Raw genomic sequence first — 26,432 nt, 5'->3', positions numbered from 1 at the left:
CATCCTCAATAACGCGCCAAGGTGGTCCCATGCTCGTGGCAATCCAGGTGGCCCCATAGCGGTGGCAAATGACACCGGTTGTGGCCCTCAATGATCGAGCCACCACCACGCGAGCCCCTCCCCTCGGTGATCGAGTAGCCGCGAGCGAGCGCAGCGAGCCCGCGGCGTATCGAGATCACGTTCCCCGAACACCGACCCCCACCACCTGCCCCCTTGAGGAACGACCAAGGAACGAGGGAGTGTCACGAACGACCACGCCCGATAGACGAACGAAATCGCTTCGATGAACACCAGATGAACATCTGACGCCACCATGGAAACTCCCACGTCGATTCCGACATTTCAGACACCCGGGCATTAGGCTGACGCGTCGCGCGAACCACAGAATTATCACCATGACCGGCGAAATGCTGATTTTGGTGCTGTTGGTGATCACCGCACTCGGGTTCGACTTCACCAACGGATTCCACGACACCGGAAACGCCATGGCGACCTCCATCGCCACGGGCGCGCTCAAGCCGAAAGTGGCCGTGGGCCTCTCGGCGATCCTCAACCTCGTCGGCGCCTTTCTCTCAGTCGAGGTGGCCGCCACCATCACCAAGGATGTGCTCAACATCCAGCAGACCTCCGGCGACGGGTCGGGCGAGCTCATCGGCGGCATCACGCCGACGACGGGCCTGCTGATCATCTTCGCCGGCCTCATCGGCGGCATCCTGTGGAATCTGTTCACCTGGCTGTTCGGGCTGCCGTCGAGTTCTTCGCATGCCCTGTTCGGCGGCCTCATCGGTTCGGGTATCGCCGCGATCGGCATGTCCGGCATCAACTGGCACGGGGTGTTCGCCAAGATCATCGTCCCCGGTCTGCTCGCCCCGGTGATCGCCTGCCTGGTCGCCACCTGCGGCACGTGGATGGTCTTCGCCATCACCAAGCGGATCGCCGAGAGCCGCAAGGAAGAAGGTTTCCGCTACGGCCAGATCGCCAGCGCCTCACTGGTGTCGCTCGCACACGGCACCGGCGACGCGCAGAAGACGATGGGTGTCATCGCGATGGCCCTGATCGTCACCGGTCACCTCGAATCCTCCAGCGTGGAGCACGGTCTGCCGTTCTGGATCGTGTTCAGCTGTGCCGGCATGATCGCGCTGGGCACCTACCTCGGCGGCTGGCGCATCATCCGCACCCTGGGCAAGGGCCTGGTGGAGATCAGCTCGCCGCAGGGCATGGCCGCCGAGGCGTCGTCGGCGGCGATCATCCTCACCTCCAGCGCCGCCGGCATGGCCCTGTCCACCACACAGGTCGCCACCGGATCGATCCTCGGTTCGGGTGTCGGCAAGAAAGGCGCGCAGGTCCGATGGGCGGTCGCCGGACGGATGGCCGTCGCCTGGATCACCACCCTGCCGGCCGCCGGCGCCGTCGGCGCGATCTGCTACCTGATCGCCAACCTGCTCGGCAACGTCACCGGCGCCATCGTCATCTTCGCGATCCTGATCGCCGCATCGGCCTACATGTACTGGCGCGCACAGCAGAACAAGGTCGACTCGAGCAACGTCAACGCCGACTGGGACGAATCGACCAACTCGATCATCCCTGCCGAGACGGCCGCGGCCGACACCCCCAAGACTCCGACCGCCTGACGGCCTCGACGCCACCTCTGAAAGGACTTCCCCGATGGACATCGTCGAATCGATCGGCAAGGTGCTGGTCGTCGGCCTGCTGTTCGGCGCCGGGCTGCCCGCGCTGTTCGCCTTCGGTCTGCGCTTCCACGCCGAGGGTGCCACCGAGACCAACGCCGACGGCACTGTGACGCCGGGCAATCCGGCGCTACGCGCGGCCGGTTACGTGATCTTCGCGGTGGTCCTGCTCATCATCGCCACCGCGCTGCTGTGGATCACCCGCCAGACCATCTACTACTACTTCGACATCAAGATCTTCCCGTTCGGCTACAAGTGACGACCTGATCCACCGACCCGGAGGTTCCACCACTCATGTCCGACGGCACATCGCTGTTCGAATCCGCCATCAATTGGGTTCGTCAGGGCTATCCCGAGGGCATTCCGCCCACGGAGTTCCCGCCGTTGCTGGCGCTGCTGGTGCGGGTTCTCGACGAGCGGCAGGTGACCGACGTGGTGCTGGAGCTCGGCCGCGACCGCGACGGCGACCCGCTCACCGAGGACCGCATCGCCGCGGCGATCACCTCGGTCATCGACGAGAAGCCCTCGGAGGCAGAGATCAATCAAGTGGCATCGCGTCTGGCCGCCGCCGGCTGGCCGCTCGCCGCGACCAGCGACCGCTGACCGCCCTAGAATTGCCCTCGTGGACCGACCACAATTCCTGCAGCGCGTCATCGAATGGCTGCGCGCCGGCTACCCCGATGGTGTGCCGCAGGGTGACTACATCCCGCTGGTGGCGCTGTTGCGCCGGCAACTGTCCGACGACGAGGTGGCCCAGGTCGCCGATGCACTGATCACCGACGCCCCGGCCAACGGTGATCCGATCTCGAAGGTCGACGCCGCGGTGAAGATCATCGAGATCACCCAGGAGATGCCGCACGAAGACGACATCGCCCGCGTCCGCGATCATCTCGAGGCCTCCGGCTGGCCCTTCGACGACTCCCCGCTCACCCCACCCGCCGCTCCTGACGATGAGCCCGGTGAGCAGCCCTGAAAACGCTCCGCTCCCTCCACCTTCCGGCACGACCCGACGTTCTCGACCGTCGCGGCGACCTCGCCGCGATCCTCGACGGCTCGGCCGCCTACGTCCCGGTCCCCGACGACCCGCTCGACACCGCCACACTGCGTGACGCTCTCGGCGTCGACGACCCGATCGCCGACGACATCTCGCTGGTGATCTCGACGTCGGGCACCACCGGCACACCCAAGGGCGCCCAGCACACCGCGGCCACCCTCACCGCCTCCGCGCAGGCCACCGCCACCCACCTCGGCGGCCCCGGCAACTGGCTGCTCGCACTCGCCCCCCACCACATCGCCGGATTACAGGTCCTGTTGCGCGGCTTGGCCGCCGGCTTCACACCCACCGTCCTCGACGTCACCGACGGCTTCGACCCCGACGCCTTCGCGGACGCCCTCGACGCCCTCGACGGCCCGCGCCGCTACACCTCACTCGTGCCCACCCAGCTGATCAAGGTCCTCGACAACCCGCGCGCCACCACGGCCCTCGCCGCTGCCGACGCCCTCCTCGTGGGCGGCGCCGCCACCCCGGTCCCGTTGCTGCACAGGGCAGTCGATGCCGGCATCCCCATCGTGCGCACCTACGGCATGAGCGAAACCGCCGGCGGATGCGTTTACGACGGCGTTGCGCTGAACGGCGTGACGATTCGCATCGACGACCCCAACCCCGACGGCGTCGGCCGGGTACTCCTCGGCGGCCCGATGATCGCGCACGGCTACCGTAACCGCCCCGACCATCCCGCCTTCGCCGAACCGGGCTGGTTCCGTACCGACGACCTCGGCCGCGTCGACGATCAGGGCGTACTGGCCATCGTCGGCCGCGCCGACGAAGCGATCAGCACCGGCGGTCTGACCGTGGTGCCGCAGGTGGTGGAGGCCGTCATCCTCGACGACCCGGCCGTGCGTGAATGCGCCGTCGTCGGCCTGCCCGATGAGCGGCTCGGCGAAAAGGTGGTCGCCTTCGTCGTCGCCGCCGGCACCATCGACTCAGCGAGGATCCGGGGCGCGGTCGCCGAACGACTCGACCGCTACGCCGCACCGCGCGAGGTGATCGAGCTCGACGAACTCCCCACCCGTGGTCCGGGGAAGGTCGACCGGCGGGCGTTGCGGGCGCGGTTCTCAGACCAGTGAGGTGAACGTGCCGGAAACCAGAACGTTCAACTCACTCGGTCACGACGCCGGCCGGTGAGCGGCTCGTTAGTACCCGACGGTTTGGCCCCACCCCACCGTGGGCATTCGGTTCGCAACGGTTTCGCACGCAAAGGTGCCCGCGATTCCGCTGCCAGCCCCGCTCACCACCGCCAGAGAGGCCATCCGATGTCGACCGATGCCATCGTGCTGCTGAAAGACGACCACAAGCAGATCAAGAAACTGTTCAACGACTTCCGCAAGGCGGGTCCGAACGCGACGAAGACCAAGGGCGACATCGTCTCGAAGATCATCGAGGCGCTGACCGTGCACACGTACATCGAGAACGAAGGGATGTATCCGGCCGTCCGCAAGGCCGTCCCCGACGTCGAAGGCGACATCCTCGAGTCCTACGAGGAGCACCACGTCGCGGACCTGCTGGTGATGGAGCTCATGACGATGAAGCCCGACGATGAGCGCTTCGACGCCAAGACCACCGTCCTCATCGAGAACGTCGAGCATCACATCGAAGAGGAAGAATCTGAGTGGTTTCCCGAGGTCCGCAAGGCGCTGGGCCGAAAGGAACTCCAGCAGATCGGCGAGGAGATGCTCGAACTGAAGAAGAAGGCGCCGCACTCGCCGGCACAGCCATCCGCACTGAAGAAGACAATCGACGCCGTCATCAAATAGGCGCGCGGAGCAGTGAGGTGAACGTGCAGGAAACCGGTACGTTCACCTCACTGCGCGCCAGTGGTTGAGAGCCCCCCTTCTCGGGTACAACTGTGCGTGTCCCCTGCCGCGAGAAAGCGACGACACATCATGCGCGATTTCACCTGCCACAACTGTGGTCAGCGTCTGTCCTTCGAGAACAGCAAATGCCTCAACTGCGGCAAACCACTGGGTTTCTGGCTCGAGACCCGAACCATCTACAACCTCGACGAGAAAGAGCGCACCGAGATCGACGGCACGCTGGTCGAGCGGTGTGAGAACACAAAAGTCGCGCAGTGCAACTGGCTGGTCGCGTGGTCCGGCACCCCCACCCTGTGTGAGTCGTGCCGGCTGACCCGGACGCTTCCTCCGGAGACCGACATCGAGGCCCGCGCCGAGTACGGCCGCGCCGAGACCGCCAAACGACGGCTCGTGCTGGAGCTCGACGAACTCAAACTGCCGATCACCGGTCGCGACGAGGATGCGCAGACCGGCCTGGCCTTCGACCTGCTATCGAGCGCCGAGCAGTCGGTGATCACCGGCCACGACAACGGGCTGATCACCCTCGACCTCGCCGAGGGCGACGACGTGCACCGCGAGAAGCTGCGGGTGCAGCTCGAGGAGCCCTACCGCACCCTGCTCGGCCACTTCCGCCATGAAATCGGGCACTACTACCAGCTCGTCCTCATCACCGACGACGTGCGCCCGAAATTCGAGGAGCTGTTCGGCAACCCCGACGACGACTACCAGGCGGCGCTGGACCGCCACTACTCCGAGGGCGCGCCCGACGGCTGGCCGCAGACCTACGTGTCGTCGTACGCGACGATGCACCCGGCCGAGGATTTCGCCGAGACCTTCGCGCACTATCTGCACATCCGCGACACCCTCGACACCGCCGCCGCCTTCGCCATGGCGCCGGCCGGCTCCACCCTGGACAGCGTGTTACCCGGCGACGTCGGCTTCGAACAGCTCATCGGCTGGTGGCTGCCGCTGACCTGGGCGCTCAACCAGATCAACCGGTCGATGGGCCACCCGGACCTCTACCCGTTCGTGCTGCCGCCGGCGGTCCTGGACAAGATCCGCTTCGTACACAACCTGATGCCGTCGACCTGACGTCCCGAGTGAGGTGAACGTTCCGGTTTCCGGCACGTTCACCTCACGACTCATGTCCGATACACGTGCGCACGGTGGTCGATGTCGACGATCAGCACGGAGCGATTGTCATCGTCGATGCGCAGAAGGATCCGATAATCGCCACGACGCGCACTATGCAGACCCTCGAGCTCATTGCGTAGTGGCTTGCTCAGCCGCCGTGGATTCTCGGCGAGCGGGCCGGAGATGAACTCGATGACGGCGTGCGCGACGCGACCGAGAAGGCGCGCAAGGGCACGGCGGGCGGGTGAGGCGATGGCGACGTCGAACGGCTGCGGCGTCGAATCGCTCATCGTGGGGGAAGACCGTGCTCGGCGCGCAGGTCGTCGAGGGAGATGGTGTGCCCGGCTGCGTGCTCGTCATCGGCGCCGGCGACCGCATCGGCCGTTCCGCGCCGTGAGAGCCAGTGAATCGTCTCGTGCAGCGATTCGAGATCGTCAGCCGACATCAGCACCGCAGCGGGCTTGCCGTGCTTGGTGATCGTGATGATGTCGTGCGTCGACTCCGCGCTGTCGACGAGCGCGGAGAGCTTGTCCTTGGCCTCGCCCAGCGGCACAGTCGTCATCGCCTCATTTTAGCCACACTTCTGGCCTCACAGGAGGCACGAGTCGCCGCCCGACGTCCCGAGTGAGGTGAACGTTCCGGTTTCCGGCACGTTCACCTCACTGGAGTGAACGTTTGAACCCTCCACCGTCCTGGGTACTCTCTGCGCCGTCCTATTACCCCTGAATGACCCGCGCTGCGGGCTGGAGGTGTACAAGTGACCCACTCTGTCGCCACCGCGGGCCACGAAACCGCACCTGCCGCGCCACCCGGAGCCGACCACGCCGGGTGGCGGGAGCGTCTGGCCGGCCCCGCCGACACCTCGGGCCTGGCACGAGTGCAGCGCATCGTCGCCCGATTCATCGGCTGCGGACTGCTCGCACTCACCGTATGCCTGCTGCCGGTCGTCATAGACCGATCCGAACTCACCGCATGGTGGTGGCCGCTGGTGAGCGTGCTGCTGGTGGCGGCGCCGTCGACGGCCCTGGTGGTGGCCACGTATCGACCTCGTCCGCCGAACTTGACGGCCTTCGGGATTCTGCTGTGCGCAACCCTCACACTGGCGGTCGCATCGTGGTTTGTCGCGTGGAACGGCGACGTCGCGCCCGACAACTCCCGCTGGGCCGTCTGGATGATCCAGTTCATCGGCGTGCCCGGCCTGGTGTTGTCGCTGGCCGGCCATCACCGGTGGGCATTCTTCTACATTCTCGGCTCGACCCTGTTGGCGCACACCGCCAATCAGGTCGGCATCCACGGTCATCTGGAGCTGCAGATGTACCTCAACGCACTGCTCACCATCGCGCTGATCTGCGTGTTCCTCTCCATCACCGTGGTGACCCGACGCACCGCCGAGGTGCTCGACGAAGAACAAGCCGCCGCCATGCACGCCGCGTCGGCCTCGGCGGCATCGACCGCGCAAGAACAGGTTCGGGCGCGGTTTGCCGGCCTCACCCACGACCGGGTGATGGCCATTCTGCAGAGCGTGCATCGTGGCCGTCAGCACCCCGGGCTCGCCGCGCAGGCGTTCTCGGCGCTCGACGAACTCGACCATCGCGGCCACGGCGATCCATCCGATCACGGGGTCACCGCCGACGATTTCGGACGACGCATCTGTGCCGCAGTCGAATTCACCGACCCTGCCGCCGACTGCCAGGTGCACATCGATGCGGATGACGCTGCGCGGTACCCGGTCTCGGCGATGTCGGGAATCTTGGAGGCCACCTGTGAAGCGGTCCGCAACTGGCGACGTCACGCCGGCACCGCCAGCGCCTGCACGGTGACCTGCGAACTCACCACCGATCGTGCGCACGTATGCGTCGTCGACGACGGCCCGGGTTTCGATCCGGCTGCCGTCGCGCCGGAACGTCTGGGGCTGTTGACGGGCATCGTCGGACGGATGGACGCGCTGCCCGGCGCCCACGCACAGGTTCGCAGTGCGTCGGGCCACGGCACCACCATCGTCTTGGAGTGGGTGCGCGATGCCGCTCAGTGACTCCCCCGCACCGGCCCCGGTGACCGACCTGTTCGGTATCCAATCGCGCACGGTCACTCTGGCATTGGCGCATCTCGGCTTCGTCTACATCATGGTGACGGTGGGTGCCGGTCTCGACATCCGAGGACTCGCGCCCTGGTCGGCGATCGTCGGGGCGTTCGTCGTGCTGATGGCCGATCTGATGGCGGTGGTGCGGGTTCCGGGTGACCCGTTTCCGATGTCGGCCGGGCTGGGCGTGGTGGCGGTGATGCTCACTGGTACGGCGGTGAGTTGGTGGTCCACACCGATGGAGACCTTTGACGTCCTGCAGTTGCAGTCCCCACTGATCGCCGGCGCCGCCATCCTGGTGTTGCTGGCGCTGCGCGGCCGTCCGATGACGGCGTGGGTCGGTACCCTGCTGATGAGCGCCTCTGCCGGCCTGTGGTAGGTACAGCACGGACGCGGCCTGGTCAGTGAACTCATCTTCACCGCGTGGACCTACCCGACGATGGTCCTCGCGACCCTGTTCGTTCTCATGTTGCGGCCCATGGCCCGTCGTATCCGAGTGCTGCGCGAACAGGCTGTCGTGATGGCGGCCGAGGACGCCGCCGCGCGCGCCGGCACCGAGGAACACGATCGACAACTGATCCACCTCGACCAGGCCGCACGCCCCATCCTGCAGCGGGTGGCCACCGGGCACGAGTTCACCGACGCCGAGGTCACCCATGCCCGCCTGGTGGAAGCCGACCTGCGGGATGGCCTGCGCGCCCAGGGCTGGCACCTGCCCCGCGTGCGAGACGCGGTGTGGCGAGCGCGCGAGCGCGGGCTGTCGGTGGTGCTGCTCGACGACAGTGTCCACCGCAACACCAGCATCGCCCACACCGATCTCAAGGATGTGCTGGTCGGCCTACTCGACAACACGCCGACCGGTCGGGTCACCGCCCGCGTCGGGCCGCCCGGACGCGCACGTTCGCCACCATCCTGGTCGATTCCGACGGCCTCGTGGAACGCTACGACTGCGCAGCAGATGGCACGGTGTCGGTGGTGGAGCAGATCGCGCGGTAGCGGCCACTCGCGGGGCCTCGCTCTCATGCAACTTACAACAACGCGCCAGCCAAGACGCCCCGCTGATTGGCCAGAGCGGCCAGACCCACACGGGAACCGGCACCGGTTTTGGCAAGGATGTGTTCGACGTGGTGCCCTACCGTCTTCGCACTGATCGTCAGAGCTGTCGCGATCTGAACCGTGGTGAGGCCTTCTGCTATCAGCGTCACCACCTCGAGCTCACGCGCGGTGAGTTCAAAGGGCAGTGGCTCGGGGATGGCGACGGCAAGGCCGACGGGTGTCGCGGCGCGATGACGGGGAGTCGCCGGGAACAGCCGAATCAGGAACCAGGTGCCCGTGTCGTCGCACCACCGGAATTGGCGTTCACCGCCGGCGTGCTGCGCGATCACCGAGAGCAGTGCGGGATCGAGGTCGCTCAGACTCGGCTGCTCGTCGTGCAACGACATGCAATTGCCTCGGCGATCCACCAGCCAAGCAGGACTTCCCGGAGCAAGAAAATCGGCCACCATCACGGGTCGCGTGGTGACATCGAGGAGCGCGGCCATCGAGCGACGTAATTCGTTGATCTCCTCGACATCGCGATCGCGCGGGTAGCGCCGGTCATCGGAGTTGACGTGCAACGTGCCCACGTACGCCCCGCTCGCGGTAACGAGCCTGGCAGACAGGCCTTCGTCGAAGCCTGCCGGCGTGAACACATTGGTCACCGAGTGCGACGACCGATAGTCGGGAAAGTCCTGCCAACGCAATGCTCCCGACCGGGTGCGCTCCATCTGTTTGAACAATGGATCGTTGGCCACGAACCAGCTGTTGAAGTGCGACATCACCACGTCGGGGTAATGGTGATTGGCCAACGTCAGATGCCCGCACGACAACGGATCCCACAAGCTGATTGCGCTGGCCGATGATGCGACACGATCTCCCAGAGCGGAGAGCAGTTCATCGGCGCGTGTGTTGAGGTCGGCGGCGCTGCCGAGGACCTCGTGGTACGCACCGGCTGTCAGCGATCTCATACAACTCCCTTGCCGCCGGTCATTCAGGTCAGAAGGGCATTGTCCCGCGGACAGTTGTCCGGAGTATTACGACGATCGCCCGTCTCGAAACGTGCGGTAGCACAGCCGAAATCTCTTCGTAACACTGTCAGCGGCGCATATGGGGAGTTTTCCCGATGAGCGACGGTAGCGGTGCTTCGTAGATTCGGAGCAGTTCGTACAACGGCGTGCGCCCACACTTCGTCCAGCTCATCGGCCTACCCGGCTGATCCGTCTTCAGGAGTTCCCGATGTCCCCGCTCTTTCCTCGCGGAAACCGATCCCGGTGGCGGGTGGTGATCCCCCTCGTGGCCGCCGCGCTCGCCGGTTCGATACTCGCCGGCTGCGGCAGCAAGGCCGCGGATTCCAACAGCGGGTTGGGTCAGGTCACCTGCCTCGACACCAGTGGGCCCGCCGTTCCCGTTGGGTCTATCAATTCGCTCACCGGTGGTACCGCGGCCAGCGAGACCGTCATCCACGATGCCATCACCTTGGCGATCGAGGAGATCAACGCTCAAGGCGGCGTGAACGGCAAACAGTTGAACCAGATCTCCGAGGACGGCGCATCCGACCCGGCGATCTTTGCGCAGAAGGCGCGCAAACTGGTCGCCAGCGACTGTGTCGCCGCGGTCTTCGGTGGCTACACCTCGGCCAGTCGCAAGGCGATGCTGCCGGTATTCGAAAACACCGGTGCACTGCTGTATTACGGCCAGCAGTACGAAGGTATGGAGAGTTCGCCCAATATCTTCTACAGCGGCGCCACCACCAACCAGCAGATCATCCCTGCCCTCGACTACCTCCGCGAACAAGGAGTTCAGTCTCTGTACCTGGTGGGCAGTGACTACGTGTTCCCGCGTACCTCCAACGCGATCGTGCGCAACTACGCACAGCAGCACTGGATGACCATCAAAGGTGAGGACTATGCGCCGTTGGGCGCCACCGACTTCGCGACCATCGTCAACAAGATCCGCGGCTCCGGCGCCGACGCCGTCTTCAATGTCGTCGTCGGTGACTCACTGGTGTCATTCTTCCGCGAGTACAACAACGTTGGTCTCGATGCTTCCACGATGCCCGTGATGTCGATGTGCGTCGGCGAGGAAGAGGTCAAGAGCATCGGCGCAGCAAGCATCGCGGGTCAGCTGTCGTCGTGGAATTACTACGAGTCGCTGGAGAATCCGGTCAATCAACGATTCGTCGACGCATTCACATCGCGGTTCGGGCAGTCCCGCGTCACCTCGGACCCCATGGAGTCCGCCTACACCGCGGTCTACCTCTGGAAACAAATGGTGGAGAAAGCCAATTCCTTCAACCCCGAAGCGGTCTCGGCAGCAGCAGACGGCGTCAGCTTCCAGGCGCCAGAGGGCCTGGTCACCGTCGACGGCGAGAACCACCACGTCACAAAGACGGCCCGCATCGGCCGCGTCGCGCCCGACGGCCAGTTCGACGTCGTGTGGAGCTCACCCGGGCCGATCGAACCGGACCCTTTCCTGACCACCTATCCCTGGGCAGACGGGATCACCAACCAATGAGGACCGATAACCGCTGTTCCACGAGATATGAAACAAAGGAGCTGCTCTCATGGAGACTCTGATCGGCCAGCTTTTCATCGGCCTTAGCCTCGGTTCGATCCTCCTGCTGGTCGCGTTGGGCCTGTCTCTGACCTTCGGCCAGATGGGCGTGATCAACATGGCCCATGGCGAGATCATGATGGCCGGCTCCTACACCGCTTACGTCATCGGCACCGGAATGGGGTCGTCCGGCGCCTCTCTGCTTGTCTCGTTCATCGTGGGCGCCGCAGTCGGCGCACTCATCGGCGGCCTTCTTGAGATCTTGCTGATCAGCCGGATGTACGACCGCCCCCTCGACACGTTGCTCGTCACATTCGGGGTTGCGCTGATCATGCAGCAATTGGCGCGGCAGATCTTCGGCGCGCCGGCGGTTAGTGTCACGCCACCGTCGTGGCTACTCGGCGAGATCTCGGTCCTCGGTGCGGCAGTCCCCAAGGCGCGCGTGTTCATCCTTGTGTTGGCGGTCGTCGCAGTCCTTGCCGTGACCGGTGCGATGCGCATGACACCACTTGGCCGTCGTATTCGGGCGGTCATCGACAACCGACAGCTCGCCGTGACCTCCGGAATCTCCTCACGGCGAACCGATTTGAGCACCTTCATGATCGGATCGGCGCTGGCCGGTATCGCGGGCGTAGCACTCACTCTGATCGGACCGGTCAGTCCGATGCTCGGCCAGAGCTACATCGTCGACGCATTCCTCGTCGTGGTCGTCGGGGGACTCGGGCAGATCAAGGGCGCCGTGATCGCCGCTTTCGGACTGGGTCTGCTCAACTCGTTCATCGAGTTCGGCACCACCGCATCAACGGCCAAGGTGCTCGTGTTCCTCGTCGTCATCGTCTTCCTGCAGGTCCGCCCGCAGGGACTGTTCACCGTCAAGACCAGGAGCCTGGCATGAACACCACGCTGAACTCGCACACACGTACCCTGCTCGGCTTCGGCCTTGGTGTCATCGCGCTGTTCCTCGTCGCACCGTTGGCGCTGTCCGATTACAACCTCGGCCTGCTGGCCAAATTCCTGTGCTTCGGACTGGTCGCGATCGGCATAGGACTCGCATGGGGCCGAGGGGGAATGCTCACTCTTGGCCAGGGTGTGTTTTTCGGTCTCGGGGCCTACATGATGGCAATGCACCTCAAACTCGCCGATGCCAAGCTCGCCGGCAGCTCCATTCCCGATTTTCTGCGCTTCGGTGGCGCATCGTCGGTGCCGTGGTTCTGGTCTCCGTTCGGGTCGGGCCTGTTCACGGTCCTCGCAGTCGTCGCGATTCCGGCTGCGGTTGCCGGTGTGCTCGGTGTCCTTGTGTTCAAGCGCCGGGTTAAGGGCGCCTATTTCGCCATCCTGAGCCAGGCGCTGGCCGCAGCGTTCGCCGTGTTCCTGGTGGGTCAGCAGTCCCTGGGTAGCAGCAACGGCATCAACAACTTCACCTCGTTCTTCGGCTACGACCTGGCCGACCCGGTGAACCGGCGCATGCTGTTCTTCATCATCGCCGGCCTGGTCCTGGTCGCTTTGGCCGCGGTGCGGCAGCTGATGCGCAGCCGCTACGGCGAACTGTTGGTTGCGATCCGCGACCAGGAAGAACGTGTGCGCTTTCTCGGATACGACCCGGCCAACGCCAAAGTGGGTGCGTTCGTCTTCGCAGCAGTGTGTGCCTCGGTTGCCGGCGCGATGTTCGTGCCCATCGTCGGCATAATCTCGCCTACCGATGTCGGTGTGGTGCCCTCGATCGCCTTTCTCATCGGTGTCGCCATCGGCGGGCGGAGTACCCTGCTGGGCCCGCTCCTCGGCGCCGTCGGCGTCGCGTGGGCGCAATCGTTTCTGTCCGACAGCTTCCCCGAAGCCTGGACTTATCTGCAGGGTCTGCTGTTCATCGCCGTCATCGGCTTCTTCCCGGCCGGTATCGCAGGGCTGGGTGTTCTGCTACGACGACGCCGACACTTCACGCCGGCACATGACACCACCGACATGACCGTTGCCGCCGACGAACCCACCAAGGAGACAGCACGATGAACACAGTGCGTACTACCGACGCCGAACGCGCCCCACGCTCCGGCGGCAACGCCGGGATGACGTCGCAATATCTCGAGATCCGAGATCTGGTGGTCGAGTTCGACGGATTCCGCGCCATCGACGGAGTCGATCTCACCCTGTTCCAAGGCGACCTACGATTTCTGATCGGCCCCAACGGCGCAGGAAAGACCACCCTCATCGACGCCATCACCGGCCTGGTGCCCGCCACCGGTGACATCTCGAAATCCGGCCGGCCACTGTTGGGGCGCAAACCGCATCAGATCAGCCGGGCCGGAGTCGGCCGCACCTTCCAGACACCGAGTGTCTTCGAGAACCTGACAGTGATCCAGAATCTGGACATTGCTGCTGGCGCCGAACGCAGCGTGTGGGAGAAACTCCGAGTACGCACGTCTGTTCCCGAGATCGTCACCGAGGCAATGGAAACCACCGGCCTGACAGCGGTCGCCGACAAGCCCGCCGGCGTGCTCGCCCATGGACAGAAGAAGTGGCTCGAGATCGGGATGCTGTTGGTGCAGAACGCCAACGTGCTGCTGCTCGACGAACCAGTGGCCGGCATGAACCACGACGAGCGGATCGAAACCGGCGAGCTGTTGCGCCGCCTCGGCGGCGAACGCACCGTTGTGGTGGTAGAGCACGACATGGAATTCATGCGCACCTACGCGACCTCCGTGACGGTCATGGCGGCCGGCCGAGTCCTCTCGGAGGGATCGGTGACCGAAGTCCAGAACGATCCACGCGTGCAAGAGGTCTACCTCGGCGCGCCCACTTCGACCACGGAGGACTGACATGTTGACCCTGAGCGGACTCACGGTCGGCTACGGCCGCACCAGCATCGTCAAGGACCTCGACCTGACCGTTGCCGAGCACTCGGTGACCGCTGTCATGGGACACAACGGCGCCGGCAAGACCACCCTGTTGCGCGCCTGCGTCGGGCTGCTCACACCGACTGCCGGGCGCATCGTCTTCGACGGCGAGGACATCACGCGACTGCGCCCACATCTGCGCGTCCAGCGCGGAATCGCCTACGTACCTCAGGGCCAGGTGGCCTTCGGACAGTTGACCACTGCCGAGAATCTCGCGGTGGTCGCCGAGAGCCATCGCCGTCCCACGACGGCCATCGACGAGGTCATCGACCTCTTTCCTGCACTCACCGAACTGATGTCACGACGAGCAGGCCTCCTGTCAGGTGGGCAGCGCCAACAACTCGCCATCGCACGGGCTCTGCTGACCAAACCGCGGCTCCTCATCCTCGACGAGCCAACCGAAGGTATCCAACCCAACGTGGTTGCCGAGATCGAGAGCGCCATCGCGCAGCTGACCTCGAACAACACCCTGGCCGCGCTGCTCGTCGAGCAGCACGTCGGTTTTGCCCTGAACTCGGCCGAACGTTTCTACGTCATCCAATCCGGCCGCGTGGTCGCGTCCGGCGAGGACGGTGCGGCCGCCCATGACACCGTCCGCGAAGCCATGGCGATCTGAGAGGTACGAATGCATCTGACACCCAAGGACGAGGACCGGCTGCTGTTGTTCTTGGCCGCCGAGCTGGCACGCAAACGACGTGCCCGCGGGCTGCGATTGACCTACCCGGAAGCACGCGCCCTAATCGCCGACGAGGTCGCCGAGTCAGCACGCGGCGGGGCCAGCGTGGCCGAGGCTGCGGCGCTGGGAGCCTCGTTGCTCACCGACGACGACGTGGCACCGGGGGTGCCCGAACTGCTTGGCTCCGTTCAGGTCGAGGGCTTCTTCGACGATGGACAGAAGCTGGTGACAGTTCACGATCCGATCCGCCCCGGGACCAGTGCGCCCGCGGCGACGTTGGCCGGCGACGCGCACTGCCCCGGGGAGTACGTGCTCGCCGACGACGACATCCTCATCAACGTGGATCGACCCACCGCCATGGTCACGGTCACCAACACCGGTGACCGCCCGGTACAGGTGGGATCGCACTTCCACTTCTTCGAAGCCAATCGTGCGTTGCGCTTCGACCGTGCCGCCGCATTCGGGATGCGGCTGGACATTCCATCGGGAACCGCAGTCCGCTTCGAACCCGGCGCCGACCACGACGTCGAGTTGGTCGCGTTCGGGGGTGAGCGGGTGATCACCGGGCTCAACGACATGGCCAACGGCCCCACCGACATCGACCCGCCGGCGCAGACCATGACCGACCTACACGCAGCCGGGTTCCTGGACTCGACATCACCTGCGGACCCGAAAGGAGACGACGATGGCGCAGCGACTGACGCGTAGGCACTACGCCGAGTTGTTCGGACCGACCACCGGCGACCGGGTGCGACTCGCCGACACCGAATTACTGGCCCGAATCGACTCCGACGCCACGGTTTACGGCGACGAATCAGTGTTCGGTGGCGGCAAGACCATGCGTGAGGGGATGGCCGTCCACAACGCGATCACCAACGCCGACGGCGCATTGGACTTCGTCATCACCAACGTCATCATCGTCGACGCAGTCCTCGGGATCCGCAAGGCCGACATCGGCATCAAGAATGGCCGGATCGCCGGCATCGGCAAGTCGGGCAACCCGTCGACAATGGGAGGCGTGGACCCGGAGCTGATCATCGGCGCCGGCACCGACATCCGGTCCGGCGAGGGGATGATAGCGACAGCAGGCGCCATCGATGTGCACGTGCATTTCGACAGCGCAGGACTGGTGGAAGAAGCAATCTCCAGCGGCATCACCACCATGATCGGCGGGGGGCTGGGGCCCGTGACCGTCGGTATCACCACTTCGGGACCACACAATCTGGCGCGGATGCTACGTGCAGCAGAGGCGTTCCCGATGAACTTCGGGTTCATCGCCAACGGCAGCGCTGCAGCCACAGCGCCGCTTATAGAACAGGGGCTGGCCGGCGCCATCGGATACAAGATCCACGAGGATTGGGGCGCCACCCCGGCGTCCATTCGTGCATCGCTCGACGCCGGCGACGAGCTCGACCTGCAGGTCCAGATCCACAGCGACACCCTCAACGAGTCCGGGTTCTACGAGGACACAATGCGCGCGATCGGCGGTCGGGCGATCCACACCTACCACGCCGAAGGTGCCGGGGGTGGGCACGCACCCGACATCATGCGCGTGGTCGGCGAACCCCATTGCCTTCCGTCGTCGACTAACCCGACCAACCCCTACACCCTCAATACCTTCGACGAGCATCTGGACATGGTGATGGTGTGCCACCACCTCAATGCCCGCATTCCCGAAGATGTGGCGTTCGCGGAGTCGCGCATCCGGCGGGAGACCATCGCTGCCGAGGACGTGCTCCACGACCTCGGTGCCATCTCGGCGATCGGGTCCGACTCGCAAGGAATGGGTAGGATCGGTGAGACCATCGCGCGCACATGGCAGTTGGCTTCGCACATGCGGGCCACTCGTGGGGCACTTCCCGAAGACGCCGGCAGCGGCGCCGACAACCACCGGATTCTGCGCTATGTCGCAAAGCTGACGCTCAACCCGGCCAAGATGTTCGGCATCGACCACGAGGTCGGGTCGCTGGAGCCCGGAAAGCTCGCCGACATCGTGCTGTGGGAACCCAAGTTCTTCGGTATCCGTCCAGAGGTCGTGTTCAAGGGCGGATTCCCGGCCTGGTCGGTGATGGGCGAATCGAATGCGTCCTTGATGACCTGCGAGCCGTTGAAGTACCGCCCACAGTGGGCGGCGTTCGGCAAAACACCTGCGGATGTGTCAGTCAATTTCGTTGCTCGGCAGGCGATAGACCATAATCTCGCCGGCCGCCTCGGTCTGGACACCCCGCTGGTCGGGTGCAGCGGAGCACGCGGCCTGACCAAAGCCGACTTCCTCCACAACAGCCATCTCCCCGAGATCAGCATCGAACCCGACACCTACCGCGTGCTGGTCGACGGCGAAAACTGTGTCAGCACACCGATGTCGAGCGTACCGCTGGGACGTCGGTACACCCTCAAATAGGAGTAGTGACAATGAGTTCAGATCCGATTCGGATCGGCATCGGAGGCCCCGTGGGCTCCGGAAAGACCCGACTGGTGGAATCGCTGGTGCCGGTGCTGCGCACGCGTGGAGTGAATCTCGCGGTTATCACCAATGACTTGGTGACCGATGAGGACGCGCAACGGGTTCGCCGTAGCGGCATCATCGATCCCGAACGCGTGTTGGCCGTCGAGACGGGTGCATGCCCGCACACGGCGATTCGCGAAGACCCCTCGGTCAACCTGGCGGCCGTCGATCGATTGGCAGCCACATACGACGGTCTCGATGCGGTGCTGATCGAATCCGGAGGGGACAATCTGGCTGCCACCTTCAGCAGCGATCTCGTCGACTATTGGATCTTCGTCATCGACACCGCCGCGGGGGATGACATCCCTCGGAAGAAAGGCATCGGACTGCTGCAGGCGGACCTGCTGTTGGTCAACAAGATCGACCTCGCGCCGATGGTCGGAGCCGACCTGGATATGATGCGGGCCGACTGCGCGAGTGCCCGACCCGCCAAACCGACGCTGTTCACCGACCTTCGGAATCAGATCGGTATCAACGAGGTGGCCGATGAGCTTGTCAGAGGCGCCATGCTGAACATGGCGAGAAGGCCATGACCGTCGCGGGCGTGTTGGAGGTGGAGATGGTCGCCGACGCCCGCGGCCGCTCCCGGGTGCAACGGCTGACGCAGGCCTACCCGCAGCGAGTGACCACTGCCGCGCATGCTGATGTCGATCCGCGGATCGCGTATCTCTGTGTGCAGAATCCGTCCGGCGGGATCTTCGCCGACGACGATCTTCGCACCGAGGTGAGTACCGCTGCCGGCAGCCATCTCCTGTTCACCTCGCAGGCGGCCACGCAGGTGTTCGACGGCCATGTGGGCCCTGGTGCCCGCCACCTGCAACGAATCCGGGTCTGTCGGGACTCGGTGCTCGAGTACCTGCCACGCGAGATTATTCCTCAGGCCAACTCCCGTTTCACCCAGCGCACTGAAATCGACGTCGAGCACGGTGGTGTGTTCCTCGGCTGGGAGATGCTCGCGGCGGGACGCATCGGACATGGCGAGCGTTACCGTTACCGTTCCGTCGAATGCCGGACCTCGGTGCGTGTCGCCAAACGGGTTGTCGCCCGAGACGCAATGCACTGGCACGCAGACACTGCGCCGGCGCGTCTCGTCGGCGCCGATTACTGTGCAACGCTTCTCGTCGTCGCTCCGGGGAGCGACCACGTCGAGCTCGAATATGCGCTGCGGCAATCGATGGAGGGATGTGACGCAACAAGCGGGATCAGCGTCCTTCCTTTCGATGCGGGTGTGATCGTGCGGCTGGTGGCCGGCCGCGCGCCCGCGTTGCGGTCTGCACTGAAACACCTAGTCGGTGCGAGCCGACGCACTCTCCTCAACCTGCAACCTCCCCCGAGCCGACTCATCTGAGTCGGAAAGGACCACGCCGTGCATGAGCACACCACAATCCAGGCGATCGAGGTCACTGAGATCCTCGGAACACTCAACGACAAGCGCTTCGCGGACCGCCGGCACGACCGGGTCGATATCGGCTGGGGTGACGCACGCAAGCACCGGCAGATCCTCACCACCGCAAATGGTGGAGTCGTCAAGCTGCAGCTCCCGCGCGGCACGTTCCTGAGAGACGGGGATGTGCTGGCCGACGACGGTGACACAGTCGTCGTCGTGCGCCGGACCGCAGAGCCGGCGATAGCCGTAGACTTCTCCGCGAACGGTGGATCCGACGGTGCACGTCGAATGCTGCTGCTCGGATACCTTCTGGGCAATCAGCATGCGCCGCTGCAGGTGACAACTGACCGAGTCGTCACCCCACTGATGACGAGTGCGTCGACCGCCGCGGAAACGCTGGCCGCGTTGCACGTGCACGGTCACGTCACCGACGTGCCGCTCGCACCACATGGGTGGTCCAACACGTCGGCAGACCACCATCATCACCATGACTGAGTCGCTACGGGCCGCGGCCCAGTGGTTGAATCTGCACGACAGCGCCTTTCCGGCCGGCCGCCTGGTCCATAGCAACGGCATCGAGAGCTGGCTGCACGCCTTCCCAGACGCCGGTGCGGAGCGGATCATCGAGCTCGTCATCGACTATGTGACTGCTTCCGTGGCCACGTTGGACGCAGTGGTGGGCGCACACGCCTGGGCTACCGATGACGCGGGTCAACTCGCCGGCCTTGATGAGCTGCTGTTGAGCTACAAGACGTCGGAGAATGCGCGTACGGCGTCACTCGAGCCGGGGCGTCGTTTGGCCCAGACGGTTCGGCGGGTGGCGATGCCCTGCGGGGCGGACGAGTATCTGGATGCGGTGATCGCGGAGCAGGCCGCCGGCAACATCGCGGTGGTGGAAAGTGTGGTGCAGGCCGGGATCGGGATCGACCACCCGACTGCGATCATGGGAAGCCTTCGCTCGGCCATGTCGTCGGCGTTCAGCGCTTGCGTGCGACTTGGTCGGCTCGGGTCGATCGGCGCCCAGCGCGCCCTGGTGGCCTCGACCCCCGACCTTGCGAAACTCGTGGACGTCGTCATCGCCACCCCGTTGGACGAGGTCACCAACAACACCTTCGAACTCGAGGTGTTCGGGATGCGGCACAGGCTGATGTCACCGAGGCTGTTCGCCAGCTGAGCCGCCCGTCGGCTGGGCTACGACCCCGCTACTCCGCAGCCACGAACGACGCCAGCTTCTCCTCCACCAGATCCTGGATCTTGTTCTCGTACTCCTCGACCGGCTTCGTGATGTGCTTGATGTCGGCGCTCGCCTTCTGCACCAGCTCACCGATGAGCTTGGCCTGCTCAATCGAGACGATGTGGAACTTGTGGTGCTTGGCAAAGTCCTTGTGCACCTCACCGGCGATGCCGCCCTCGAGCGCGAGCTTGCCGATCAGGTCCAGCTTGGTCTCGCCGGACCCTTCGGAGAAGTCGAGGTCATTGAGATCGACCCACACCGTGTTGGGTCGGGTGGTGGATTCGAAGGTGTAGCGCAGGTTGGTCAGGTCGAGGACGACCTGCCAGAGCGTTTGCGACGCATCGGGTTTGCCGGGCTCCGGATTGCGGAACGGCTGAGCACAGTTGCGGATGATGCTCATCATCGCCGCCGTCGCCTGCAGCTGCGACGTCGGCTGCGGCTGCACGCCGACGTAGTAGAGCGCGCGGGCGAAGCGGTCGGCGGCCAGGCACGTGCCGGGCAGCGGGTCGTCGCCGCCCAGACCGTCGTACTTCTTGACCAGTTCGAGTTGCTGATCGTAGCTCGGCGAATTGGTCATCACCAGGTGATCGCGGCTGTGATAGATCTGCAGCTCGCCGTCGATGTACTCGAAGATGGCAGAGTCGCCACTGGCGTCTTCGATCGCGAGGTGCAGAGCAGGTTTGCTGTGGCCCGTCGGATCGGCGATCGGAACAATCTGCGGCTGCGCCGACTCCGTCCACGCCACGGCTTCGGCGACGGTCTCGAAGTTGTCGAGGTAGTACTGCAGCCACACCGACATGGCCAGCTGCGGTTTCGAGTCGTCGGGGGTGCCGTAGTCCGACTCCGCCAGCCACAGGATGTGGCCACCCAGTCCTCGTTCGTTGAGGCCGTCGGTGGACAGCAGGTCGTACACACCGGCGATGAGGCTTCCGTACTTGGCGGTCCACTGGAGTTTGCCGGCGACACGATCGTCGCGCTTGATGCCGCGGGGAAGTTTCCACAGGTTGGTGTGCAGGTCCTGGTGGAAGTCCATGTTCCGGCCGACGATGACCGATCCGTTGGCATCTGGCCACATCACGCGCGTGCACATAATCTTGAGCGTCTCCTTGAGATCGAACGAGCGGTACCGCTGGCGAACACTCTGCCGAGTGTCACGGTCCTCCGCGCCAAGCTAAGCAGCGCCCGGCGAACCCGTGCCGCGATTGCGGGGAAACGCCCACGATTCGGCACAAAAGCCACCACCCATGTCACAACGCGACATACCGGGGGGCTCCTTCACGACTCCGCTGCCACCCCGACCCGACTGAGGTGAACGTGCCGGAAACCGTGACGTTCACCTCACTCGCCTCCAACCCACCACCACTTTTGCATTCCCACCCGCACCCCCACTTCAATAAGACAAGGAGTCGACACAGGAGGCGTTGTTGGTCAGCTACCGCACCCTCCGGTCCTTCGTCGGCGCAGCCGAGCATCGCCTGTGGATCAAGACCCCCTGGTGGGATGCCTCGCCGCAGGCCGCCACCCTGCTCGACGACACGATCGCCGCGCACCGACGACACGTCGACGTCATCGTGTTCACCCGCCCCGAGGTGTCCAACGATGCCGCGGTGCGTCGTCTGCGTGACGTGGGTGTTCGGGTTGTGACCGTGCGCAACCTGCACGAGAAGGTCGTGCTCGCCGACGACCGCGTCCTCAACCCGTCGACGAACTTCACCCGCACGGCGCTCGCGGTCGACGAAAACCGCGGGACCGTGCACTCCGCGTCGCGGCTGGTCGATGCGTTCGTCGCCGGTTTCGACCTGATGCGCGACGGCCAGGACCGGGTCACCGGCGGCGAGGAGACCTGGACTCCCACCGCTGACCTGATTCCCCCGCCACTGCGGCCCTACCTGGATCGATTCGATCAGCTCAATCCGCTGCAGTCGAAATCTGTTCCCGCGGTGCTGAACACCTCTGGGCATGTGATGGTGGTGGCGCCGACGAGTTCGGGCAAGACGTTGATCGGCGAGGTGGCCGCGCTGCGGTCGATCCTGTTGGAGAACCGGCCGGCGGTGTGGCTGTTGCCGGCGAGGGCCCTGGCCGCCGAGGTGGCCGCGACCGCTGCCCGCTGGCGCGAGCACGGCATCGCGTCGATCGAGCTGACCGGCGAGACCAACATGTCCAGCGACCGCATCCGCACCGCGCAGCTGTGGGTGGCGACCACCGAGAAGTTCGAATCTCTGTATCGCCGTTCGTCGTTGCGATCGTTCCTGGACAGCGTCGGCTGCCTGATCGTCGATGAGGTGCACCTGGTGGGCGATCATGAGCGCGGCGCCACCCTGGAGTCGCTGCTCGCACGTCTGCGAGCGTCGGCCGACCGGACGCGGATCGTCGCGCTGTCGGCCACGGCGGGCAATGCCGAAGAACTGGCCGCGTGGTTCAACGCCCAATTGATCACGGTGAATTGGCGGCCCACCCGCCTTATCACGCAGTTCGTCACCTACGACTCGACGCCCGGCAAACCCTGGGACGACGAGGACACGAAGGACGAGGCCCTGACCGACCTCGTGCATGAGCTATCCGAAGACGACGCCGGTACGTCGGGCAGTGTGCTGATCTTCTGCGGCAGCAAGAATGCGGTCCGACGCACCGCGGGCCAACTGGCCGGCGTGCGCTACCGCGGCGTCGACGACGACACCCTGGTGGAGCAAGCCTTCGCCAAAGGTGTCGGCATCCATTTTCGGGACGCACCGAAAGCCCAACGGGCGCTGGCCGCTTTCAACGCGCGCCAGATCGACACCCTGGTGGCCACGTCTGGCTTGTCGACGGGCGTGAACACCCCGGCGCGCACGGTCATCATCCGCGACCTGACGCTCGGCATCAACGAGCTCGAGACCAGCCAGGCCCAGCAGATGCTCGGCCGCGCCGGGCGCGCCGGACACGAGGCCGAGGGCTTCGGATTCATCATGGTGCCGCACAGCGAGGAACTCGCTTGGCGCAGCAGACTTGTCGCCGGTTATCGGGTGGACAGCCGGCTCAACGACAAACTCGCCGACGCCGTGCTCGCCGAGATCCTGCTCGGCAGCATCACCCGTCGCGCCGACGCGCAGCTGTGGTACGAGGGCACCTTTGCCTACGCCCAGAACAGCAAACGCCGCGACCTCAAGGGCGTGCTCGACCACCTCGTCACCCACCGGTTGGTCACCGACGCCGACGACACCCTGACCGTGACCGATCTGGGGGCGCTCACCACCCGCCTGATGGTGGGAGTCGACGCGGCGAGCAACCTGCACTCCCGCCTCGCCGCGCTGCCCACTCCCACCGACGCCACCGACGCCGAACAGCTCGTCCTCGCGGCAATCGCGAACAGTGTCCCGGCACTGCGTGATTGGCCGGTCAATCCCAAACCGTACGGTCAATGGGTCGACGACACCCTGGCGACGGCCCCGACGTTGAACTGTCGGCTCGACATCGAGTTCGGCAGCCAGTTCTGCGCGGCCGCCGCCGTGGCGGCGTTGAACAGCCCGGATCGTCTGCGGGTCTCCGGTGCGATGTCCCGCTCGGAACTCATCCGCGCCATCGACGCGTTGCCGCGCTACCTCGGCTGGATCGCCGCACTGGGCCATATCGGCATCGGCTCGTGGCAGCCGGTGGTGGCCGGCGACCTCGCCCGCCGACTGACCTGGTGGCACCTCACACCTCATCCACAGCGCGGCAGTGGGCGGCTGCTGTGGTTCCTCGAACAGCTCCAAGACGACGACGCCCGGCGCACGCGGGTGCCACTGCTGTGGCGGCGAGCCCGTGGCGCCGACTTCACCAACCCGAACGGGATCAACTCCCCGCCCCGCGGAGTCGACCTCCCTCGCAACGACTTCGACCACCTCGTCGCAAGCCGGGCGCACCTGGCGCTCGGTCCGGCCGACGACACCGACCTGCCGCTCGACGCCTCACCACCCGATTCCACCCTCGTGGTCCTCGGCAACGACGGCGCGGCCCGCGCCACCCTGCGCACCCACACCGTTCCGCGGAACGTCGAACTGCCGGTGCCGCACACCAGCCGAGCCACCGTGCTCGCCGCCGACGTGATCCTGTTCTCGCGCCGTGGTGATGTCGCCTATCAGAACGCCGTCGTCGACCTGCCGCGGGGCGGCGAGGTCGATGCGTCGTCGGCCCTCGATGACGCCCGGAAGCTGATCGGTGAGTTGTCACCGCCGACGTCGGTGGTCACCGCACCTGGCCGTCGTCGCGGCACGGCTCAGGGCAAACGCAAACGACTCCTGTCCGATCTGTTGCCACAGACCATCCCGGAACCGCAGTTGCTGTCGATCGCCGAGGCATTGAGCGGTGACGCCGACGACGACGACGAAACCCGCGTCGTCAGGCTTCGGGCCGCCCTGGAGGAGGTGCTGCGCATCGACGCGTCGGCCGCCGACGCTCCCCGCCCGGCGGCCGCTGTCCTGAAGGCCGGCCGCGCGTCACCTCGTGAGTTCGAGTGCGCCCTCCTCGCGCTCGCCGGAACCCTCGGCATCGAAGCGGGTGCCGCGGTGACCGATCACGGACACCTGGTCGCGCTGGTCCACATTGGTGGCGAATGGCGAACAGCCACACCCCTCGACGATGGCCACGCCATCAGCAAACCGCTGTTCCCCGAGAAGCTTCCACCGACCATGAACCCACTCGGTCTCGTCCCCGCAAAACCCTTGGAGCCGGCCCGCCCGCTCTTCGGGTGGCTGGCCGAGTTCACGCCCGGATCGGGTGAGCCGCAGACGTCCAGCGCCCGCCGATCGACCGCCCGAACCGACATCGAACATGCCAGGGTGGCAGAGGTCCACACCACGCGTGGCCCAGCGGAGTGAGTAGAACGTCGCGGTTTCCGTGACGTTCTACTCACTCGACCGCTGTGGCGCTGTTCGACTGAGGTGAACGTGCTGATTTCCGGAACGTTCACCTCACTCGACACGGCCGCGTCACGCCGCCGCGTGAGCAAGCGCGTACCGGATCTGCGCGGCAACGTAACCCGGTCGCTCCAGCAGGTCCGACCAGGTGAAGTTCAGTACCGTCCAATCAGCGTTGATCAGCGCGTTGCGTCGTCGACGGTCGCGCTGAAAGGCGTCAGAATCGGAGTGGTAGGCCATGCCGTCGATCTCGACCGCCACCTTCTGCGCCGGGAATGCGAAGTCGAGTTCATAACCTGCCGCTTGGTAATTCGCTTCCCAGCCGACGATCTCGTGCTCGGTGAACACGGCGACCGCCAGCCGTTCCGCCTCCGAGTGAGCATTGGGGCCAAGCAGTTCGAGAATGCGTGCCATCTGGGCGGCGTTCTTGCCGGTCGTGTGCCGTCCGTAGGTGGACATCATGTCGTCGACGGTCACCAGGTGCTTCTGTAGCGCCCGATCCACCACGTCCATACCGCCCTCGACCGCGGCCTCGAGCACCGTCAGCGGAAGTGCGGTGACGCGCAACCCGTCTCGCTCCACGACGTCGACGTCGAGCAGCGGACGCCGCACCACGGTGACCCCGGAGACCGACGACCCGTGCCACCCCAACGGCGCTGTCACCGTCGCCGACGTCGGACGCTTGCTGATGACGCCATGCCACCAGGCGGCCATCACGCCACCGAGTACGGCGCTCGGCGACACCGACAACGTGGCGATTCGCGTTCGGGTGCGCGCGGTGGCCGGATGGTCGACGAGCCGGTAGATCCGGTGCCCCTCATCCACCCAGTCGCCGGCCGCGATCCTTCGCGCGACCATCCCGCGACTCACCTTGTGCTCACGCGCCTGCGCAGCGGTGATGATGCCGTCGCGCTCGAGTGCCAGCTTCCGAAGTTCCGGTGGTATCCCCATGCGATTCAGACGCATCGGAGAGCCATCCGGTTCCACCCGATGTCGCCCCGGATCCGAGTGAGGTGAACGTGCTGATTTCCGCGACGTTCACCTCACTCGGCACTGGGCTCAGGGTCCGGGAGGCAACGCGACCTCGATAGTGCGCTCCCCCAGACGTGCTGTGATGGTGACGTCGGTGGCGCCGGCGGCGGCCAGGTAGTTGGCCAGCGTCGACAGCAACAGGTCCTCACGCGCCTCCAATCCCGACACCGCGGCCTGTTTGATACCCATCCGATGGGCAAGCTCGGTCTGGGTCAGCTGTGCAGCGCGGCGGATCGCCGCCAACCCCATCGCGTGCGCGCGGCCCGCCTGGGCCATCTCCGCGCGGATCGTCTCGACCCGCGCCGCGGTATCCGGGTCCGCCAACAGCTGCGCGACCCGCTCATTGCCACGACGGAACGTGACCTGCTTCTCCTCACTCATCAGCCCTCACCTCTCTCAGTCTCGGTCTGCTGTTTCCACGCCTCGATCGCAGCATCGGCGCGCGGTCCGACGCTCTCGTAGAACACATCCCCCATGCGCGCCTTGTCC

The 26,432-nt window shown here is 65.4% G+C and carries 27 protein-coding genes; 21 read left to right on the top strand and 6 right to left on the bottom strand.

The genetic code is table 11. The features are described from left to right. The first annotated feature begins 395 nt into the window (after positions 1–395). The 7 genes from VX037_RS19035 (at position 396) to VX037_RS19005 (ending at position 5,633) form a co-directional block, all read left to right on the top strand. Positions 396–1,631, top strand: coding sequence for an inorganic phosphate transporter (locus tag VX037_RS19035; RefSeq protein WP_328715448.1), 1,236 nt, complete (start codon positions 396–398; stop codon positions 1,629–1,631). A gap of 34 nt (positions 1,632–1,665) precedes the next feature. Then, on the top strand, positions 1,666–1,947 hold the full coding sequence (locus VX037_RS19030; protein ID WP_235724925.1) for a hypothetical protein: 282 nt from the start codon (positions 1,666–1,668) through the stop codon (positions 1,945–1,947). Between the two features lie 35 nt (positions 1,948–1,982). Beyond that, entirely contained in the window at positions 1,983–2,291 is a 309-nt protein-coding gene (locus tag VX037_RS19025; RefSeq protein ID WP_235724926.1) for a DUF3349 domain-containing protein, read from the top strand. A gap of 19 nt (positions 2,292–2,310) precedes the next feature. After that, the gene (locus VX037_RS19020; RefSeq protein WP_235724927.1) at positions 2,311–2,661 is read left to right on the top strand and encodes a DUF3349 domain-containing protein; all 351 of its coding nucleotides are present in this window, start codon (positions 2,311–2,313) and stop codon (positions 2,659–2,661) included. Continuing rightward, entirely contained in the window at positions 2,658–3,815 is a 1,158-nt protein-coding gene (gene menE / locus VX037_RS19015; protein WP_328715457.1) for an o-succinylbenzoate--CoA ligase, read from the top strand. Before VX037_RS19020 ends, menE begins: the two co-directional genes overlap by 4 nt. Before the next feature lie 186 nt (positions 3,816–4,001). Then, positions 4,002–4,502 (top strand): hemerythrin domain-containing protein, encoded by a 501-nt coding sequence (locus VX037_RS19010; protein WP_235724928.1) that lies wholly within the window; start codon positions 4,002–4,004, stop codon positions 4,500–4,502. Positions 4,503–4,631: 129 nt separating this feature from the next. Further along, positions 4,632–5,633 carry a zinc-binding metallopeptidase family protein gene (locus VX037_RS19005; RefSeq protein WP_328715446.1) on the top strand — a complete coding sequence of 334 codons (1,002 nt, stop codon included), beginning with the start codon at positions 4,632–4,634 and terminating at the stop codon, positions 5,631–5,633. Positions 5,634–5,683: 50 nt separating this feature from the next. On the opposite strand, the gene VX037_RS19000 is transcribed toward VX037_RS19005, so the two are convergent. Next, positions 5,684–5,965 carry a type II toxin-antitoxin system RelE family toxin gene (locus VX037_RS19000; protein ID WP_328715444.1) on the bottom strand — a complete coding sequence of 94 codons (282 nt, stop codon included), beginning with the start codon at positions 5,963–5,965 and terminating at the stop codon, positions 5,684–5,686. Beyond that, entirely contained in the window at positions 5,962–6,237 is a 276-nt protein-coding gene (locus tag VX037_RS18995; RefSeq protein ID WP_235724931.1) for a type II toxin-antitoxin system Phd/YefM family antitoxin, read from the bottom strand. The genes VX037_RS19000 and VX037_RS18995 overlap by 4 nt, the downstream gene beginning before the upstream one ends. A 195-nt stretch (positions 6,238–6,432) precedes the next feature. Between VX037_RS18995 and VX037_RS18990 the strand changes: the two genes are divergently transcribed. Then, entirely contained in the window at positions 6,433–7,707 is a 1,275-nt protein-coding gene (locus VX037_RS18990) for a sensor histidine kinase (RefSeq protein WP_328715442.1), read from the top strand. After that, the gene (locus VX037_RS18985; protein ID WP_328715440.1) at positions 7,694–8,134 is read left to right on the top strand and encodes a hypothetical protein; all 441 of its coding nucleotides are present in this window, start codon (positions 7,694–7,696) and stop codon (positions 8,132–8,134) included. The genes VX037_RS18990 and VX037_RS18985 overlap by 14 nt, the downstream gene beginning before the upstream one ends. 649 nt (positions 8,135–8,783) lie before the next feature. Here VX037_RS18985 and VX037_RS18980 read toward each other — a convergent pair. Continuing rightward, positions 8,784–9,761, bottom strand: a complete 978-nt coding sequence (locus tag VX037_RS18980) for a helix-turn-helix transcriptional regulator (RefSeq protein WP_328715438.1) — start codon at positions 9,759–9,761, stop codon at positions 8,784–8,786. A gap of 268 nt (positions 9,762–10,029) precedes the next feature. On the opposite strand from VX037_RS18980, the gene urtA reads away from it, so the two are divergent. The 11 genes from urtA to VX037_RS18925 are packed head-to-tail and all read left to right on the top strand — an operon-like array spanning position 10,030 to position 19,977. Then, positions 10,030–11,307, top strand: a complete 1,278-nt coding sequence (urtA, locus tag VX037_RS18975; RefSeq protein WP_328715436.1) for an urea ABC transporter substrate-binding protein — start codon at positions 10,030–10,032, stop codon at positions 11,305–11,307. 49 nt (positions 11,308–11,356) lie between these two features. Then, complete coding sequence (urtB, locus tag VX037_RS18970; protein ID WP_328715434.1) at positions 11,357–12,241, top strand: urea ABC transporter permease subunit UrtB; 885 nt, start codon at positions 11,357–11,359, stop codon at positions 12,239–12,241. After that, a complete protein-coding gene (gene urtC / locus VX037_RS18965) occupies positions 12,238–13,350 on the top strand; it encodes an urea ABC transporter permease subunit UrtC (RefSeq protein ID WP_328715432.1) in 1,113 nt (370 codons plus the stop codon). The genes urtB and urtC overlap by 4 nt, the downstream gene beginning before the upstream one ends. Next, positions 13,347–14,156, top strand: a complete 810-nt coding sequence (urtD, locus tag VX037_RS18960; RefSeq protein WP_328715430.1) for an urea ABC transporter ATP-binding protein UrtD — start codon at positions 13,347–13,349, stop codon at positions 14,154–14,156. Before urtC ends, urtD begins: the two co-directional genes overlap by 4 nt. 1 nt (position 14,157) lies before the next feature. Continuing rightward, positions 14,158–14,850 (top strand): urea ABC transporter ATP-binding subunit UrtE, encoded by a 693-nt coding sequence (gene urtE / locus VX037_RS18955; RefSeq protein ID WP_328715428.1) that lies wholly within the window; start codon positions 14,158–14,160, stop codon positions 14,848–14,850. Positions 14,851–14,859: 9 nt separating this feature from the next. Further along, a complete protein-coding gene (gene ureB, locus VX037_RS18950) occupies positions 14,860–15,618 on the top strand; it encodes an urease subunit beta (protein ID WP_328715426.1) in 759 nt (252 codons plus the stop codon). Then, positions 15,596–17,311, top strand: a complete 1,716-nt coding sequence (gene ureC / locus VX037_RS18945; RefSeq protein ID WP_328715424.1) for an urease subunit alpha — start codon at positions 15,596–15,598, stop codon at positions 17,309–17,311. Before ureB ends, ureC begins: the two co-directional genes overlap by 23 nt. An 11-nt stretch (positions 17,312–17,322) precedes the next feature. Then, the gene (ureG, locus tag VX037_RS18940; protein ID WP_328715422.1) at positions 17,323–17,949 is read left to right on the top strand and encodes an urease accessory protein UreG; all 627 of its coding nucleotides are present in this window, start codon (positions 17,323–17,325) and stop codon (positions 17,947–17,949) included. Beyond that, a complete protein-coding gene (locus VX037_RS18935; RefSeq protein WP_328715420.1) occupies positions 17,946–18,764 on the top strand; it encodes an urease accessory protein UreD in 819 nt (272 codons plus the stop codon). The genes ureG and VX037_RS18935 overlap by 4 nt, the downstream gene beginning before the upstream one ends. An 18-nt stretch (positions 18,765–18,782) precedes the next feature. Then, a complete protein-coding gene (locus VX037_RS18930; RefSeq protein WP_328715418.1) occupies positions 18,783–19,298 on the top strand; it encodes an urease accessory protein UreE in 516 nt (171 codons plus the stop codon). Then, positions 19,291–19,977, top strand: coding sequence for an urease accessory protein UreF (locus VX037_RS18925; RefSeq protein WP_328715416.1), 687 nt, complete (start codon positions 19,291–19,293; stop codon positions 19,975–19,977). The genes VX037_RS18930 and VX037_RS18925 overlap by 8 nt, the downstream gene beginning before the upstream one ends. 28 nt (positions 19,978–20,005) lie before the next feature. Here the strand turns inward: VX037_RS18925 and VX037_RS18920 are convergent, their stop codons facing one another. Beyond that, a complete protein-coding gene (locus VX037_RS18920; protein WP_328715414.1) occupies positions 20,006–21,127 on the bottom strand; it encodes a linear amide C-N hydrolase in 1,122 nt (373 codons plus the stop codon). A 334-nt stretch (positions 21,128–21,461) separates the two neighbouring features. Here VX037_RS18920 and VX037_RS18915 point away from each other — a divergent pair, with 334 nt between their 5' ends. Beyond that, positions 21,462–24,872 carry a DEAD/DEAH box helicase gene (locus VX037_RS18915; RefSeq protein WP_328715412.1) on the top strand — a complete coding sequence of 1,137 codons (3,411 nt, stop codon included), beginning with the start codon at positions 21,462–21,464 and terminating at the stop codon, positions 24,870–24,872. A gap of 111 nt (positions 24,873–24,983) precedes the next feature. Here the strand turns inward: VX037_RS18915 and VX037_RS18910 are convergent, their stop codons facing one another. Together VX037_RS18910 and VX037_RS18905 are read right to left on the bottom strand one after the other, a co-directional pair. After that, entirely contained in the window at positions 24,984–25,877 is an 894-nt protein-coding gene (locus VX037_RS18910; protein WP_328715410.1) for a type IV toxin-antitoxin system AbiEi family antitoxin domain-containing protein, read from the bottom strand. Positions 25,878–25,970: 93 nt separating this feature from the next. After that, a complete protein-coding gene (locus VX037_RS18905) occupies positions 25,971–26,324 on the bottom strand; it encodes a helix-turn-helix domain-containing protein (protein WP_328715408.1) in 354 nt (117 codons plus the stop codon). Between the last annotated feature and the right edge of the window lie 108 nt (positions 26,325–26,432).

Source organism: Gordonia sp. Z-3 (assembly GCF_036233855.1).
GTDB classification, from domain to species: Bacteria; Actinomycetota; Actinomycetes; order Mycobacteriales; family Mycobacteriaceae; genus Gordonia; species Gordonia tangerina.
The sequence above is the reverse complement of the archived record's forward strand: the minus strand, read 5'-3'. Positions and strand labels throughout refer to the sequence as shown.